General features: G+C 61.3%; 16 protein-coding genes. All 16 read right to left on the reverse strand.

Translation table 11 applies throughout. The features are described 5' to 3' along the window. A complete protein-coding gene (locus tag OCK01_RS00600; RefSeq protein ID WP_263822255.1) occupies positions 1–546 on the reverse strand; it encodes a hypothetical protein in 546 nt (181 codons plus the stop codon). After that, positions 543–1847 carry an NADH-quinone oxidoreductase subunit NuoF gene (gene nuoF, locus OCK01_RS00605; RefSeq protein WP_263822256.1) on the reverse strand — a complete coding sequence of 435 codons (1305 nt, stop codon included), beginning with the start codon at positions 1845–1847 and terminating at the stop codon, positions 543–545. The genes OCK01_RS00600 and nuoF overlap by 4 nt, the downstream gene beginning before the upstream one ends. A 10-nt stretch (positions 1848–1857) precedes the next feature. Continuing rightward, the gene (locus tag OCK01_RS00610) at positions 1858–2976 is read right to left on the reverse strand and encodes an NADH-quinone oxidoreductase subunit E (protein ID WP_263822257.1); all 1119 of its coding nucleotides are present in this window, start codon (positions 2974–2976) and stop codon (positions 1858–1860) included. Between the two features lie 15 nt (positions 2977–2991). After that, a complete protein-coding gene (locus OCK01_RS00615) occupies positions 2992–3240 on the reverse strand; it encodes a hypothetical protein (RefSeq protein WP_182826263.1) in 249 nt (82 codons plus the stop codon). Beyond that, positions 3240–4430, reverse strand: a complete 1191-nt coding sequence (locus tag OCK01_RS00620; protein WP_263822258.1) for an NADH-quinone oxidoreductase subunit D — start codon at positions 4428–4430, stop codon at positions 3240–3242. Before OCK01_RS00620 ends, OCK01_RS00615 begins: the two co-directional genes overlap by 1 nt. 66 nt (positions 4431–4496) lie before the next feature. Next, positions 4497–5099, reverse strand: coding sequence for an NADH-quinone oxidoreductase subunit C (locus tag OCK01_RS00625; protein ID WP_263822259.1), 603 nt, complete (start codon positions 5097–5099; stop codon positions 4497–4499). A gap of 10 nt (positions 5100–5109) precedes the next feature. Then, entirely contained in the window at positions 5110–5694 is a 585-nt protein-coding gene (locus OCK01_RS00630; RefSeq protein WP_263822260.1) for a NuoB/complex I 20 kDa subunit family protein, read from the reverse strand. Then, entirely contained in the window at positions 5685–6050 is a 366-nt protein-coding gene (locus OCK01_RS00635) for an NADH-quinone oxidoreductase subunit A (RefSeq protein WP_182826259.1), read from the reverse strand. The genes OCK01_RS00630 and OCK01_RS00635 overlap by 10 nt, the downstream gene beginning before the upstream one ends. A gap of 396 nt (positions 6051–6446) precedes the next feature. Next, positions 6447–6824 (reverse strand): HigA family addiction module antitoxin, encoded by a 378-nt coding sequence (locus tag OCK01_RS00640; protein ID WP_263822261.1) that lies wholly within the window; start codon positions 6822–6824, stop codon positions 6447–6449. A 231-nt stretch (positions 6825–7055) separates the two neighbouring features. Next, a complete protein-coding gene (gene lipA / locus OCK01_RS00645) occupies positions 7056–8024 on the reverse strand; it encodes a lipoyl synthase (protein WP_263822262.1) in 969 nt (322 codons plus the stop codon). A 109-nt stretch (positions 8025–8133) separates the two neighbouring features. Further along, entirely contained in the window at positions 8134–8391 is a 258-nt protein-coding gene (locus OCK01_RS00650; protein WP_263822263.1) for a GlsB/YeaQ/YmgE family stress response membrane protein, read from the reverse strand. A 76-nt stretch (positions 8392–8467) separates the two neighbouring features. Continuing rightward, entirely contained in the window at positions 8468–9913 is a 1446-nt protein-coding gene (gene lpdA, locus OCK01_RS00655) for a dihydrolipoyl dehydrogenase (RefSeq protein ID WP_263822264.1), read from the reverse strand. A gap of 75 nt (positions 9914–9988) precedes the next feature. Further along, on the reverse strand, positions 9989–10255 hold the full coding sequence (locus tag OCK01_RS00660; protein ID WP_182826256.1) for a YdcH family protein: 267 nt from the start codon (positions 10253–10255) through the stop codon (positions 9989–9991). A gap of 75 nt (positions 10256–10330) precedes the next feature. Beyond that, on the reverse strand, positions 10331–10969 hold the full coding sequence (locus OCK01_RS00665) for an SGNH/GDSL hydrolase family protein (RefSeq protein ID WP_182826255.1): 639 nt from the start codon (positions 10967–10969) through the stop codon (positions 10331–10333). Between the two features lie 53 nt (positions 10970–11022). Beyond that, complete coding sequence (locus OCK01_RS00670) at positions 11023–11256, reverse strand: hypothetical protein (RefSeq protein WP_263822265.1); 234 nt, start codon at positions 11254–11256, stop codon at positions 11023–11025. Positions 11257–11470: 214 nt separating this feature from the next. Beyond that, on the reverse strand, positions 11471–12823 hold the full coding sequence (locus tag OCK01_RS00675) for a pyruvate dehydrogenase complex dihydrolipoamide acetyltransferase (protein WP_263822266.1): 1353 nt from the start codon (positions 12821–12823) through the stop codon (positions 11471–11473). Positions 12824–12837 lie beyond the last annotated feature (14 nt).

The following is a 12837-nucleotide window of genomic DNA, read 5'->3' on the forward strand; positions in this document are numbered from 1 at the left end:
TCAGCCTTCCAACAGCGCTTTCGCTTGTTTGACCCATTGATCCCGGACAATCCGGTTATCGAGGCCAAGCGTCTCATCCATTTTCAGCATTTCGTCGTCGGACCATGTCGCGATCTGCGCGTAGGTCGTGACGCCCATGCCGTTGAGCACTTTTTCCAATCTCGGGCCGACGCCCGAAATCTTCTTCAAATCGTCCGGGCCCGCCTGCGCCGGCTTGCGAACCTTTTTCGCGACCGACGCCCTGGCCTTTTTCTGCGGCTTTGCCGCAACAGGCTCCTGTTGCGGTTCCCGTGTCTCCACCATCGACGCCTCTTGCGGCGTCGGTCCGGCGGCAGGACCTTCTTCGGTCTTCCGCTCCAGCGCATTGGCGACGGCGCCCATGAAAGCGCCCGCCATCTGCATGCCGAAGGCGGTCATCACTTGAAGCATCGAGGCCTGTTCGGCCAGCATGCGGGCGGACAGCTCGGCGAGTTCCGGAGAGCGACTGCTCGACCCGTTGTCGGTCTTGCCTTGCTTCTCCGTCCCGCCACTGTCCATCTCGCTCACTCCGCCGCTTCGAGCACCGCTCCATGCGCCATGGCGTTGCGGGTGTACTGGTCGATCCGCTCTTCCATCACCGGACGGAAATGTTTGATCAGACCCTGGATCGGCCAGGCGGCTGCGTCGCCGAGCGCGCAGATCGTATGGCCTTCCACCTGCTTGGTCACCTGGAACAACATGTCGATTTCGCGCTTTTGCGCCTGACCCTTCACCATGCGCTCCATCACGCGCATCATCCAGCCCGTGCCTTCGCGGCAGGGCGTGCACTGGCCGCAGCTCTCATGCTTGTAGAAAGCCGACAGGCGCCAGATGGCTTTGACGATATCCGTGGACTTGTCCATGACGATGACGGCGGCGGTGCCGAGGCCGGAGCCCAGCTCGCGCAGGCCGTCGTAATCCATGATCGCCGAACGCATCTGCGCGCCGGGCACGCAAGGCACCGACGAGCCGCCGGGAATGACGGCGAGAAGATTGTCCCAGCCGCCGCGAATGCCGCCGCAATGCTTTTCGATCAGCTCTTCGAAGGTAATCGACATGGCGTCTTCGACGGTGCACGGCTTGTTGACGTGGCCGGAGACCGAAAACAGCTTGGTGCCGGCGTTGTTGGGACGGCCGAAGCTCGAATACCAGCCCGCGCCGCGACGCAGGATGGTCGGGGTCACGGCGATCGATTCGACGTTATTCACCGTGGTCGGACAGCCATAGAGGCCCATATTGGCCGGGAACGGCGGCTTCAGGCGCGGCTGGCCCTTCTTGCCTTCGAGGCTTTCGAGCAGCGCGGTTTCTTCGCCGCAGATGTAAGCGCCGGCGCCGTGATGGACATAGATGTCGATGTCGTAGCCGAGTTTGTTGTTCTTGCCGAGCAGACCGGCGTCATAGCATTCGTCTATCGCGGCCTGCAGCGCCTCGCGTTCGCGGATGAATTCGCCGCGAACATAGATGTAGGCGGCATGCGCGCCCATGGCGAAGGACGCCACCACGCAGCCCTCGATCAGCGTATGCGGATCGTGGCGCATGATTTCGCGGTCCTTGCAGGTGCCGGGCTCGGATTCGTCGGCGTTGACCACGAGGTAATGCGGACGACCGTCGCTTTCCTTCGGCATGAAGGACCATTTCAGGCCGGTCGGGAAGCCCGCGCCGCCACGACCGCGAAGCCCGGACGCCTTCACTTCGTTGATGATCCAGTCACGGCCCATCTCAAGCAACTGCTTGGTGCCGTCCCAGTGGCCGCGCGCCATGGCGCCTTTTAGGGACTTGTCCTTGAGGCCGTAGATATTGGTAAAAATACGATCCTTGTCACTCAGCATGGCTCATTCCTTACCGCGGCTTCTTTCCGAAGACCCTGATATATTCTTCTTCGCCGCCATCGGCCAGCGCTTTGGCCTGGCGCGCCCAATCGTCGCGCTCGATGCGGCCCTTGAAATTGAGGAAACCGTCAACCCAATCGCGTTCGGCCGGGCCCCAAGCCGCAACCTGTGCATAGGTGTAGATGCCGATGCCGTTCAGCGTCGCCTCGATTTTCGGACCGATGCCGGAGATCAGCTGGAGGTCATCCGGCTTCTCGGGCTTATCCACGCCGGCCGGACGATTGGGATCGTCGAGCGAAGGCTTGGCGGCCTTTACGCCGGCGTCCGTCTCCGCCGGCTTGACCGACGCATCCGGCTCGGCCGACTTGCCGTCGGCAGGCGTCTTCAGCTTGGGATCGGTTTCCGGCGCGCTGGTGTCCGGCTTGGCGGCGTTCGACGGCGGCGTATGGGCGGGCTGAGCCGGCTCGGACGAGGCGGCGGGCGCGCCCGTCAGCGCTTCCGACTTCGGAGCCGGCGGAATTTCTTCCGTCAGCGAGGTCAGGCCGCCGGCGGGAGCCGAATAGATGCGCTCGACCTGCGGGCCGGGCTTGATGTCGGAGCCTTTGCCGGCCTTGAAACGGTCGATGATGTGCTCGAGCTGCGTCGCGGTCAGGTCTTCATAGGTATCCTTGAAGATCGCGATCATCGGCGCGTTCACGCAGGCCCCGAGACATTCCACTTCTTCCCAGGACAGCGTTCCGTCTTCATTGAGATGATGCGGATCGTGATGGATCTTGGACTTGCAGACCGAAATCAGGTCTTCCGCGCCGCGCAGCATGCAGGGCGTGGTGCCGCAGACCTGGATATGGGCGCGCGTGCCGACCGGCTGAAGCTGGAACTGCGTGTAGAAGGTCGCGACTTCGAGCACGCGGATATAGGCCATGCCGAGCATGTCGGCGATCATTTCGATCGCAGCCTTGGTCACCCAGCCGTCCTGCTCCTGGGCGCGCATGAGCAGCGGAATGACCGCCGACTGTTCGCGACCCACGGGATATTTCTTGATGGTGGCTTCCGCCCAGACGGAGTTTTCCGGGTTGAAGGCGAAGCTGGCTGGCTGAACGCTGTCTTCGGCTAAGCGACGTACGGACATGTTATGGACGCCCTATCAATTTATCTGGCCGCACTGCGATTGTGTCAGGGAGGACATCTCGCAGGCATAGGCTGTTGAGTCTTTCTGCAGGAACACGACGAAGCGCTTGCCGTTGGGCACAGCCGCCTTGATCTCGTATCCGTCGGCGATCAGCTGACCGATTTGCGTCTTCGCCCCGTCGCTGTCGGCGACGATGCCGGCTTCCGCCGCGAGCACGGGGGCCGCGGCGGACGCAAGCAAAAGCGAGGACAGAAGCCGGATCATCAGCGGTCGACCTCCCCGAACACGATATCGAGAGAGCCGAGAACGGCGGTGACGTCGGCAAGCTGATGGCCCTTGCAGAGGAAGTCCATCGCCTGCAGATGCGCAAAACCCGGAGCGCGGATCTTGCAGCGATACGGCTTGTTGGTGCCGTCGGAGACGAGATAGACGCCGAACTCGCCCTTGGGCGCTTCGACGGCGGCATACACCTCGCCGGCGGGCACGTGATAGCCTTCGGTGTAGAGCTTGAAGTGATGGATCAACGCTTCCATCGACCGCTTCATCTCGCCGCGCTTGGGCGGCACGACTTTGCCGTCGATCGCCGATACCGGACCGATCTTGTGCTTGCCGTTCAGGAGTTCGACGCACTGCTTCATGATCCGGGCCGACTGACGCATTTCGAACATGCGGATCAGGTAACGATCATAGCAATCGCCGTTCTTGCCGACGGCGACATCGAATTCGAGATCGGAATAGCACTCGTAAGGCTGCGCACGGCGCAAGTCCCAGGCCGCGCCCGAACCGCGCACCAGCACGCCGGTGAAGCCCCAGGACAATGCGTCTTCCAGCGAGATCACACCGATGTCGACGTTGCGCTGCTTGAAGATGCGGTTGTCGGTCAACAGACCTTCGATATCGTCGAGCGTCCTGATGAAGGGATCGCACCAGTTGCCGATGTCTTCCACCAGCTTTTCCGGAATGTCCTGATGGACGCCGCCCGGACGAACATAAGCGGCGTGCATGCGGGCGCCGGACGCGCGCTCATAGAACACCATCAGCTTTTCGCGCTCTTCGAAACCCCAGACCGGCGGCGTCATCGCGCCCACGTCCATGGCCTGCGTCGTCACGTTCATGATATGCGACAGGATGCGGCCGATTTCGGAATAGAGCACGCGGATCAGCTGACCGCGCATCGGGATTTCCAGGCCGAGCAGCTTTTCGACGGCCAGCGAATAGGCATGCTCCTGATTCATCGGCGCGACATAGTCGAGACGGTCGAAATAGGGCAAAGCCTGGAGATAGGTCTTGGATTCGATCAGCTTCTCGGTGCCGCGATGCAGCAGTCCGATATGCGGGTCGACGCGCTCGACGATCTCGCCATCCAGCTCCAGCACCAGACGCAGCACGCCGTGCGCCGACGGATGCTCCGGTCCGAAGTTGATGGTGAAATTGCGGACGTTATGTTCTGCCATTTGGATGCACCCCAGATCGCATCATCGCAAAAAGGCCGGCGGCCCACTGGCCGCCCTGCCCCTGCCTTACTGACTTTTCTTCTCGTCGCCCGGCAGCACGTAATCCGTGCCTTCCCAAGGCGAAAGGAAATCGAAGCTGCGCATTTCCTGGCGAAGCTGGACCGGCTCATAGACAACCCGCTTGACCATGTCGTCATAGCGAACTTCGACGAAGCCGGTCATCGGAAAATCCTTGCGGAGCGGGAAACCCTCGAAACCATAGTCGGTGAGGATGCGACGCAGGTCCGGATGACCCGAGAACAGGATGCCGTACATGTCGTAGGCTTCGCGCTCGAACCAGTCGGCGCCCAGGAACAAGCCCGTGGCGGATTCGAGAACGTCATCCTCGCCCACCTGAACCTTGACGCGGATACGGAGGTTCTTGTGGACGGACAAGAGATGCGTCACGACATCGAAACGCTTCTCGCGCTCCGGGTAGTCGACGCCGCAGGTGTCGATGAAATTCAGGAAGCGACAACGCGGATCATCGCGCAGGAACTTCAGCACCGGCACATAGGCTTCCTGAGCGACTTCGATCGTCAATTCGCCGAAAGCGGCGCTGACGTCGAGAATGGCTTCGCCATGCGTTTCGCGCAAATAGATCGAGAGATCTTCGAGAGCAGTCGTCATCAATCAGTCCTCAGCGCTCGATCGTGCCCGTGCGGCGAATCTTTTTCTGCAAAAGCAACACGCCGTAAAGCAGCGCTTCCGCAGTGGGGGGACAGCCCGGCACATAGACGTCCACCGGCACGACGCGGTCGCAACCACGCACCACCGAGTAGGAATAGTGATAGTAGCCGCCGCCATTGGCGCAGGAGCCCATCGAGATCACGTAACGCGGCTCGGGCATCTGGTCATAGACCTTGCGAAGCGCCGGCGCCATCTTGTTGGTCAGCGTGCCGGCCACGATCATCACGTCCGACTGGCGCGGCGAGGCGCGCGGAGCAACACCGAAACGCTCCATGTCGTAACGCGGGCCAGACGCCTGCATAAGCCCCTCGACGGCGCAGCAGGCGAGGCCGAACTGCATCCACATCAACGAGCCCGTGCGAGCCCATGTGATCAGATCCTGGGTCGAGGTGACGAGAAAGCCCTTGTCGGCGAGTTCGTTGTTGATCTCGCCAAAAAACTGGTCGTCTGCGCCGACCGGGCGACCCGTCGACGGATCGACGAGCCCCTTGGGCTGCTGGGCGACGAGGGTCGAATTAGCGGATGTCACTCCCATTCGAGCGCTCCCTTCTTCCATTCATAGACAAAGCCGATGGTCAGCACGCCCAGGAACACCATCATGGACCAGAAGCCGAACCAGCCGATCGCGCCGAATGATACGGCCCACGGGAAGAGAAAGGCCACTTCCAGGTCGAAAATGATGAAGAGGATCGACACGAGATAGAACCTGATGTCGAATTTCATGCGCGCATCGTCGAACGCGTTGAAGCCGCATTCATAAGCGGAAAGCTTTTCCGAATCGGGTGCGCGATAGGCGACCAGGAACGGCGTCACGAGGAGCGCCAAACCGATGACCAAAGCTATTCCGATGAAGATGGCGATTGGCAGGTAAGAGCCAAGAAGTGCAGTCATTTCAATCCAACCCCGCCGCGCCGCGCGATGGGAGGCGCGCGAGTGCGCATCACCGCTCCGGCATAGCCGAAAATTGTTGCAACGCGACGTGGTTAGCGCAGCTAGGGGGGAGAAGCAAGCGTAGATTAACAATAATCACCCCCTGCGAAAATTTTGCGCAGGGTCAAGTTTATTGCCCCCGTTTCAGGGGCTGCAAGAAGTTAAAAGCGGTTTAATTTCCTCCCGCATACGCCTCACCATCTCGATGAAATCGGGCGAAAATTGGGTAATTTCAAAAAGGCGATGGCGACGCGGGAGACTCAACGGATTCGGCTCGTCACGATCAGCCAGAGCTTACGTTACGTGATGTCCCGAAGCTCTCGTTACGGCATGCTGCGATGCGGGAGTTTCTGCCTGTCAGGCGGCGGAAACCGGGCGTATGGAATCCAGATCACGCACCGTCCGCGTGGCCACCGCGAGATCAAATGTTCGCTGCAGGTTCAGCCAAAACTCGGGGGTGTTCCCGAAGTACCTCGCCAGTCGAAGCGAAAGTTCTGCGGTCAACGGCGCGGCGCCGCTCAACACCGGCTGCAGAGCGCTCGAGGAGACGCCGAGCGCTGCAGCCACGAGATCCGGCGTCAGATCGAAGTCGGCCATGAATTCGTGTTCGAGAATTTCGCCCGGATGGATCGCCTCATCTGGAATGAATTTCATGACCGCCTCAATGATGATCACAGAACTCGACATCGTAGGCGTCGCCATCGCTCCACCTAAATCAGCTCCGCTACTGGTCATTCACGCGGATGGAATCCTGGCCTGACCTACTTCCGCTCAGCTTTTCAACCGGTTTCCCGGAGGCGCAAGAAGGTCCTCGACCACATGCGCGGCGTTTATGCTCATCAGCTTCCGCCGCGCCCTGGCCACGACGTCCGACGGAATAGATTTTGTCGGTCGGCCTCGAAAGAGCTCGTCAGTTCGCATGTCTCTGAAGCCTTGTATCATATTCCCAAGGCTCCGGAAACAGCTTTACCCAGCCTTGGCCAGCACCAGCCTCTCGCGGGCCGCCTTCAGCCGGGCGAAATCGTCGCCGGCATGGTGGGAGGAGCGGGTGAGCGGGCTCGACGACACCATCAGGAAGCCCTTGGCGTAAGCGACCGTCTCATAGGACTTGAATTCCTCCGGCGTCACGAAAGACATCACCTGGTGATGCTTGCGGGTGGGCTGCAGATACTGGCCGATGGTCAGGAAGTCCACGTCGGCGGTGCGCAGGTCGTCCATCAGCTGCAGGACTTCATTGCGTTCTTCGCCGAGGCCCACCATGATTCCGGATTTGGTGAACATGGTCGCATCGAGTTCCTTGACCCGCTGCAGCAGGCGGATCGAATGGAAATAGCGGGCGCCGGGACGGACGGTGAGATAGTTGCCCGGCACGGTCTCAAGATTGTGGTTGAAGACATCGGGCTTGGCCGCCACGACGCGCTCCAGCGCCCCGGGCTTCTTGAGAAAGTCGGGCGTGAGGATTTCGATCGTGGTTTCGGGCGAGGCTTCGCGGATCGCCCAGATTACTTTTTCGAAATGTTCGGCGCCGCCGTCGGCCAAATCATCGCGATCGACCGAGGTGATGACGACGTGGCTGAGCCCCATCTTCTTCACAGCTTTCGCGACATTCGCCGGCTCTTCGAGATCGAGCGGCAGGGGACGACCGGTGGAAACATTGCAGAAGGCGCAGGCGCGGGTGCAGATCTCACCCATGATCATGAAGGTGGCGTGCTTCTTGTCCCAGCATTCACCAATATTCGGGCAGCCGGCCTCTTCACAGACCGTCACCAACTTGTGCTCACGCACCAGTTCACGGGTTTCCTGATAGCCCTTCGACACCGGCGCCTTGACGCGGATCCATTCCGGCTTGCGCATGACCTCGGTGTCGGGGCGATGCGCCTTTTCCGGATGCCGGACGCGCTTTTCCGTGTTCACCGTGTCGAGGATCGTGACCATTCGGGCCCCCGTTTCGCTACCGGCGCTGGCCGGATGGCTTCAGAAAACAAAACAAGGCCGCTGCGTCAAGCAGCGGCCTCGGCACATTTAAGTCCGTGGAACGTCGAAATCAACCGCGCCTGAGCGCGCGTCCGATCGCAATGAGAATGCAGGCTCCCACGAAGCCCACGATCAGATAGACCAGCCAGCCCGAGCCGGTGTAGATGCCGAGCAGCGCCAGCACGAAGTTCAGAAGCGCCGCGCCGACGATGCCCAGAATGATGTTCATGATGAGGCCCATATTGGACTTCATGAACATTTCCGCGAGCCAACCGGCAAGACCGCCGACGATGATTGCGGCCAGAAATCCTACGCCATTCAAATCCATGTTTTACGTCCCCGTTTCGACTGTTCGACGCGGAGAAAACGGTTGATTGGCGCAAGAGTTCCATCATTCGACTCTTTCAGGCGTTCAACACGCGCCCATAGGCGTCGAGCACGCTTTCCTTCATCATTTCCGACAGGGTCGGATGTGGGAAGATGGTGTGCATCAGCTCTTCTTCGGTGGTTTCGAGGTTCATGGCGACGACGAAGCCCTGGATGAGTTCAGTCACTTCCGCGCCGACCATATGGGCGCCGATCAGTTCGCCGGTCTTCTTGTCGAAGATCGTCTTGATCATGCCCTGGTCTTCGCCGAGCGCGATGGCCTTGCCATTGGCGTTGAAATTGTAGCGGCCGACGCGGATGTCGCGGCCTTCGGCTTTCGCCTTGGCTTCGGTGAGGCCGACAGAAGCGACCTGCGGATTGCAATAGGTGCAGCCCGGGATCTTGGCCTTGTCCATCGGGTGGACATTCGGAAGACCTGCGATCTTCTCGACGCAGATCACGCCTTCATGCTCTGCCTTGTGGGCGAGCATCGGCGGGCCCGCGACGTCGCCGATCGCGTAGAGGCCCGGCACATTGGTCTTGCCATAACCGTCGATGACGATGCAGCCGCGATCGGTCTTCACACCGAGCGCTTCAAGGCCGAGATTTTCGATATTGCCCTGCACGCCGACGGCGGAGATCAGGCGGTCAGCGGTGATCTGCTGCACCTTGCCGTCCTTGGTCTCGACATGGGCGGTGATGGAATTGGCGCCCTTGTCGACCTTGGAGACCTTGGCTTCGGTGATGATCTTGAGGCCGCGCTTTTCGAGCTGCTTGCGGGCGAAGGTGGAGATTTCCACGTCTTCCACCGGCATGATGTTCGGCATCAGCTCGACCACGGTTACATCGACGCCCATGGAGCGATAGAAGGACGCGAATTCGATGCCGATCGCGCCCGAGCCCATCACCACCAGAGACTTCGGCATGAAATCAGGTTTCATCGCTTCGAAATAGGTCCAGATCAGCTTGCCATCCGGCTCGATGCCGGGAAGCGCGCGCGGGCGAGCGCCGGTGGCGACGATAATGTGCTTGGCGGTGTAGGTCCCCTCGCCCAGCACGCCCTTCGGCACCGGATTCTGCGGCTCGACGACCGGCTTGGTCATCTTGCCCACGACGATCTCATTGGCCTTGGTGAGCTTGGCTTCGCCCCAGATCACGTCGACCTTGTTCTTCTTCATCAGGAAGGCCACGCCGCCATTGAGGCGGGCCGATACGCCGCGCGAGCGGGCGACGACATCCTTGACGTCCGCCGTCATCGTGCCGTTCAAGGTCAGGCCGAAGCTCTTGGCGTGATTGGCGTGGTCCATGATTTCGGCGGACCGCAGCAGCGCCTTGGTGGGGATGCAGCCCCAGTTGAGGCAGATGCCGCCCAGATGCTCGCGCTCCACGATCGCCGTCTTGAGGCCCAACTGGGCCGAGCGGATCGCGGTCACATAGCCGCCGGGGCCGGAACCGATGATGAGGACGTCATAAGCATTCGACATGGGCGCTTCCACTCCTTGCGTGTGCGGCTTCCGGCTTGCTGTCCGGAAGCCGTGGGGATGTGGACGCCGCGCTTGCTATTCGGTCAGCGGCTCGGCCTCCGGCTCGTAGTGAACCAGCATCCCGTAAAGTTCGTCTTTGAGCTGCATCCGCTGTTTGCGGAGATCGACGATGGTCAGATCGTCTGCCGGCTCGATATCGGTTTCGGCGCGGTGGATCTTGCCGTTGACCTCATGATAGCGATCATAAAGCCGGGCGAAATGTCCATCCGTTTCCTTGAGATGCCGCATCTGCGCGACATATTCCGGAAACTCTGCAGCCAGTTCGTGCGGTGTGTTCGACATGGTCCCTCTCCTCTTTTGAGTTCGGAACCAGACTAGACCTTCCGCGTCAGTCCTCCTTGATCACGATCAAGCGCTTCAAAGCCCCAGCATCATGCGGACGACGGGCTCCAGCCCCTTGCCCACCGCCCGGGTATTCTCGGCGTCCATATGCACGCCATCGACCGGCGTGGTCTTGGCCACCGAACCGGCGTCGAAAAACCCGCATTCGAGTTCGTCGGCGAGATCGGCATAGACGGAGGCCAGCATATGGCTCTCCTCGATCCGACCCGAAAACATCGGCCCGAGCAGCGGATCGTCGGTTTCGCAGAGCGGCGGCGGCGACACGATCAGGATATCCGGCGTCTCCATTTCCGCCGGCCATTCGTGATTGCGAACCAGGCTCACCAACCTCTTGATCCCATGGCCCACCACGACGGCGTTGTTGGCGTAGACAGGCTTCAGGTCATTGGTGCCGAGCATGATGATGACGAGATCGAGCGGCGCATGCGTGTGCAGGATCGTCGGCAGAATGCGCGCGCCATTGCGGTCGCAATCGGCCGTATAATCGCTATAGACGGTTGTGCGGCCGTTCAGCCCTTCGGCGATCACCCGCACGCCATGCCCCAGCGCCTTTTGCAGAACGGACGGCCAGCGATTCTCATAGGCGTGGCGGGTGCGGTTTTCCGCATCCACACCCCAGGTGAGGCTGTCGCCATAGGCCAGAACTGTTTTCATGCCGCTCAAACCATCCGCTTCGAGCGCTTCGTGCTGCCGCCCGAAGCGCTGTTTTATTTCGCTTTTATCAGGTCTTCGACCTTGCGCTCGAGATCGCTGATCCGCTCCTCGAAGTCGCCAATCATGTATTTCGACATCATCGTGTCGGCAGTGAGCGCGTGACGTATGCTCTTCTGGCCGGCTTCCAGCTTGTCGAGGCGAGCACGAACGGATGCAAACTCTTCACGCATTTCCGCCCGCATCTCGCGAAGCATCGGCATCACCATGTCATCGGGTTCCTTGGCCATTGCGCGTCTCCTTAGAGGCTGGTTCAACCATCATTATAGATGGCGTCTGCAATTCCACAATTCACCACTCTGGCGTAAGCCGCCGAAAATATTCGCGCTCGTCATCCTCGGGCTTGTCCCGAGGATCCAACCATATCTTCACCGGAGCGTCGGCGCCTAAATCCCCCGACGGCAGATCCTCGGGACAAGCCCGAGGATGACGCCGCGGGTGGGATCAGACCAGCATCCCCATCGGGTTTTCGATGTAGCGCTTGAAGGCGCCCAGGAGTTCGGCGCCGAGCGCGCCGTCGACGCAGCGATGGTCGGTCGAGAGCGTCACCGTCATCACCTGGGCGATCACCATCTGCTTGTTCTTGACCACGACACGCTCCTCGCCCGCGCCGACCGCCAGGATCGTGGCGTGGGGCGGGTTGACGACGGCGGCGAAGTTCTTGACGCCCATCATGCCCATGTTGGAGACAGCCGTGGTGCCGCCCTGATATTCCTCGGGCTTCAGCTTGCGGCTCTTGGCGCGGGCGCCGAGATCCTTCATCTCGTTGGAGATGGCCGACAGGCTCTTGAGCTCGGCGGAGCGGATGATCGGGGTGATCAGGCCGCCGGGGATCGACACGGCGACGCCGACATCGGCATGCTTGTGCTTGACCATGTTCTGGTCGGTCCACGAGACATTGGCGTCCGGCACGTCGCGAAGCGCCAGCGCGAGCGCCTTGATCACCATGTCGTTGACCGACAGCTTGTAGGCTGGCGCGCTGTCCTTGCGGGGCGCGGCATCGTTGAGCTGGGCGCGCAGCGCAAGCAGGGCGTCGAGTTCGCAATCCACCGACACGTAGAAGTGCGGAATGGTCTGCTTGCTTTCCTGCAGGCGCTTGGCGATCGTCTTGCGCATGCCGTCATGCGGCACGAGTTCGTAGGAGCCGGGCTCGAACAGCTTCAACACGGCGTCCTCGCTCATGCCCTTGGCGAGCGGCGCGGCTGCTGCGGCCTGCGGCGATGCCGCCGGAGCAGCGGCTGCCGCGGGCTTGGCGCCGCCGGTGGAGACGGCCTTTTCGACGTCGGACTTCACGACGCGGCCGCGGGGACCGGAGCCGGAAATCAGCTTGATGTCGAGACCGGCTTCCTTGGCGAGACGACGGGCGAGCGGCGAGGAGAACACGCGATCGCCATGGGCCACGGGCGCAGCGGAAGGAGCCGCAGCCGGCGCGGGCGCCGCGGCGGCGGGAGCCTGGGCGGCAGGTGCCGGAGCGGCTTCAGCCTTTGACGCAGGCGCAGCCTCGGCTTTCGGGGCGGCAGCGCCGCCGCCGGCGGCCGCAGCGCCGACATCCTCGCCTTCGGCGGCGAGGATGGCGATCACGGCGTTGACCTTGACGGCCTCGGTTCCGGCGGGAACGACGATCTTGGCGACGACGCCTTCATCGACGGCTTCCACTTCCATGGTCGCTTTGTCGGTTTCGATCTCGGCGATCACATCGCCGGACTTGACCGTATCGCCTTCCTTAACCAGCCATTTGGCCAGATTGCCCTCTTCCATCGTCGGAGAGAGCGCGGGCATGGTGATATTGATCGGCATGACCTTGCCTCCCT

It is taken from the genome of Rhizobium sp. TRM95796 (assembly GCF_025779995.1).
In the GTDB taxonomy this organism is placed as follows: Bacteria; Pseudomonadota; Alphaproteobacteria; order Rhizobiales; family Rhizobiaceae; genus Rhizobium_E.

Excerpts from the sequence above, each read along its gene's own strand:
- nuoF (WP_263822256.1), bottom strand. The coding sequence starts at position 1,847 with ATGCTGAGTGACAAGGATCGTATTTTTACCAATATCTACGGCCTCAAG.
- OCK01_RS00610 (WP_263822257.1), bottom strand. The coding sequence starts at position 2,976 with ATGTCCGTACGTCGCTTAGCCGAAGACAGCGTTCAGCCAGCCAGCTTC.
- OCK01_RS00615 (WP_182826263.1), bottom strand. The coding sequence starts at position 3,240 with ATGATCCGGCTTCTGTCCTCGCTTTTGCTTGCGTCCGCCGCGGCCCCC.
- OCK01_RS00620 (WP_263822258.1), bottom strand. The coding sequence starts at position 4,430 with ATGGCAGAACATAACGTCCGCAATTTCACCATCAACTTCGGACCGGAG.
- OCK01_RS00625 (WP_263822259.1), bottom strand. The coding sequence starts at position 5,099 with ATGACGACTGCTCTCGAAGATCTCTCGATCTATTTGCGCGAAACGCAT.
- OCK01_RS00630 (WP_263822260.1), bottom strand. The coding sequence starts at position 5,694 with ATGGGAGTGACATCCGCTAATTCGACCCTCGTCGCCCAGCAGCCCAAG.
- OCK01_RS00635 (WP_182826259.1), bottom strand. The coding sequence starts at position 6,050 with ATGACTGCACTTCTTGGCTCTTACCTGCCAATCGCCATCTTCATCGGA.
- OCK01_RS00640 (WP_263822261.1), bottom strand. The coding sequence starts at position 6,824 with ATGACCAGTAGCGGAGCTGATTTAGGTGGAGCGATGGCGACGCCTACG.
- lipA (WP_263822262.1), bottom strand. The coding sequence starts at position 8,024 with ATGGTCACGATCCTCGACACGGTGAACACGGAAAAGCGCGTCCGGCAT.
- OCK01_RS00650 (WP_263822263.1), bottom strand. The coding sequence starts at position 8,391 with ATGGATTTGAATGGCGTAGGATTTCTGGCCGCAATCATCGTCGGCGGT.
- lpdA (WP_263822264.1), bottom strand. The coding sequence starts at position 9,913 with ATGTCGAATGCTTATGACGTCCTCATCATCGGTTCCGGCCCCGGCGGC.
- OCK01_RS00660 (WP_182826256.1), bottom strand. The coding sequence starts at position 10,255 with ATGTCGAACACACCGCACGAACTGGCTGCAGAGTTTCCGGAATATGTC.
- OCK01_RS00665 (WP_182826255.1), bottom strand. The coding sequence starts at position 10,969 with ATGAAAACAGTTCTGGCCTATGGCGACAGCCTCACCTGGGGTGTGGAT.
- OCK01_RS00670 (WP_263822265.1), bottom strand. The coding sequence starts at position 11,256 with ATGGCCAAGGAACCCGATGACATGGTGATGCCGATGCTTCGCGAGATG.
- OCK01_RS00675 (WP_263822266.1), bottom strand. The coding sequence starts at position 12,823 with ATGCCGATCAATATCACCATGCCCGCGCTCTCTCCGACGATGGAAGAG.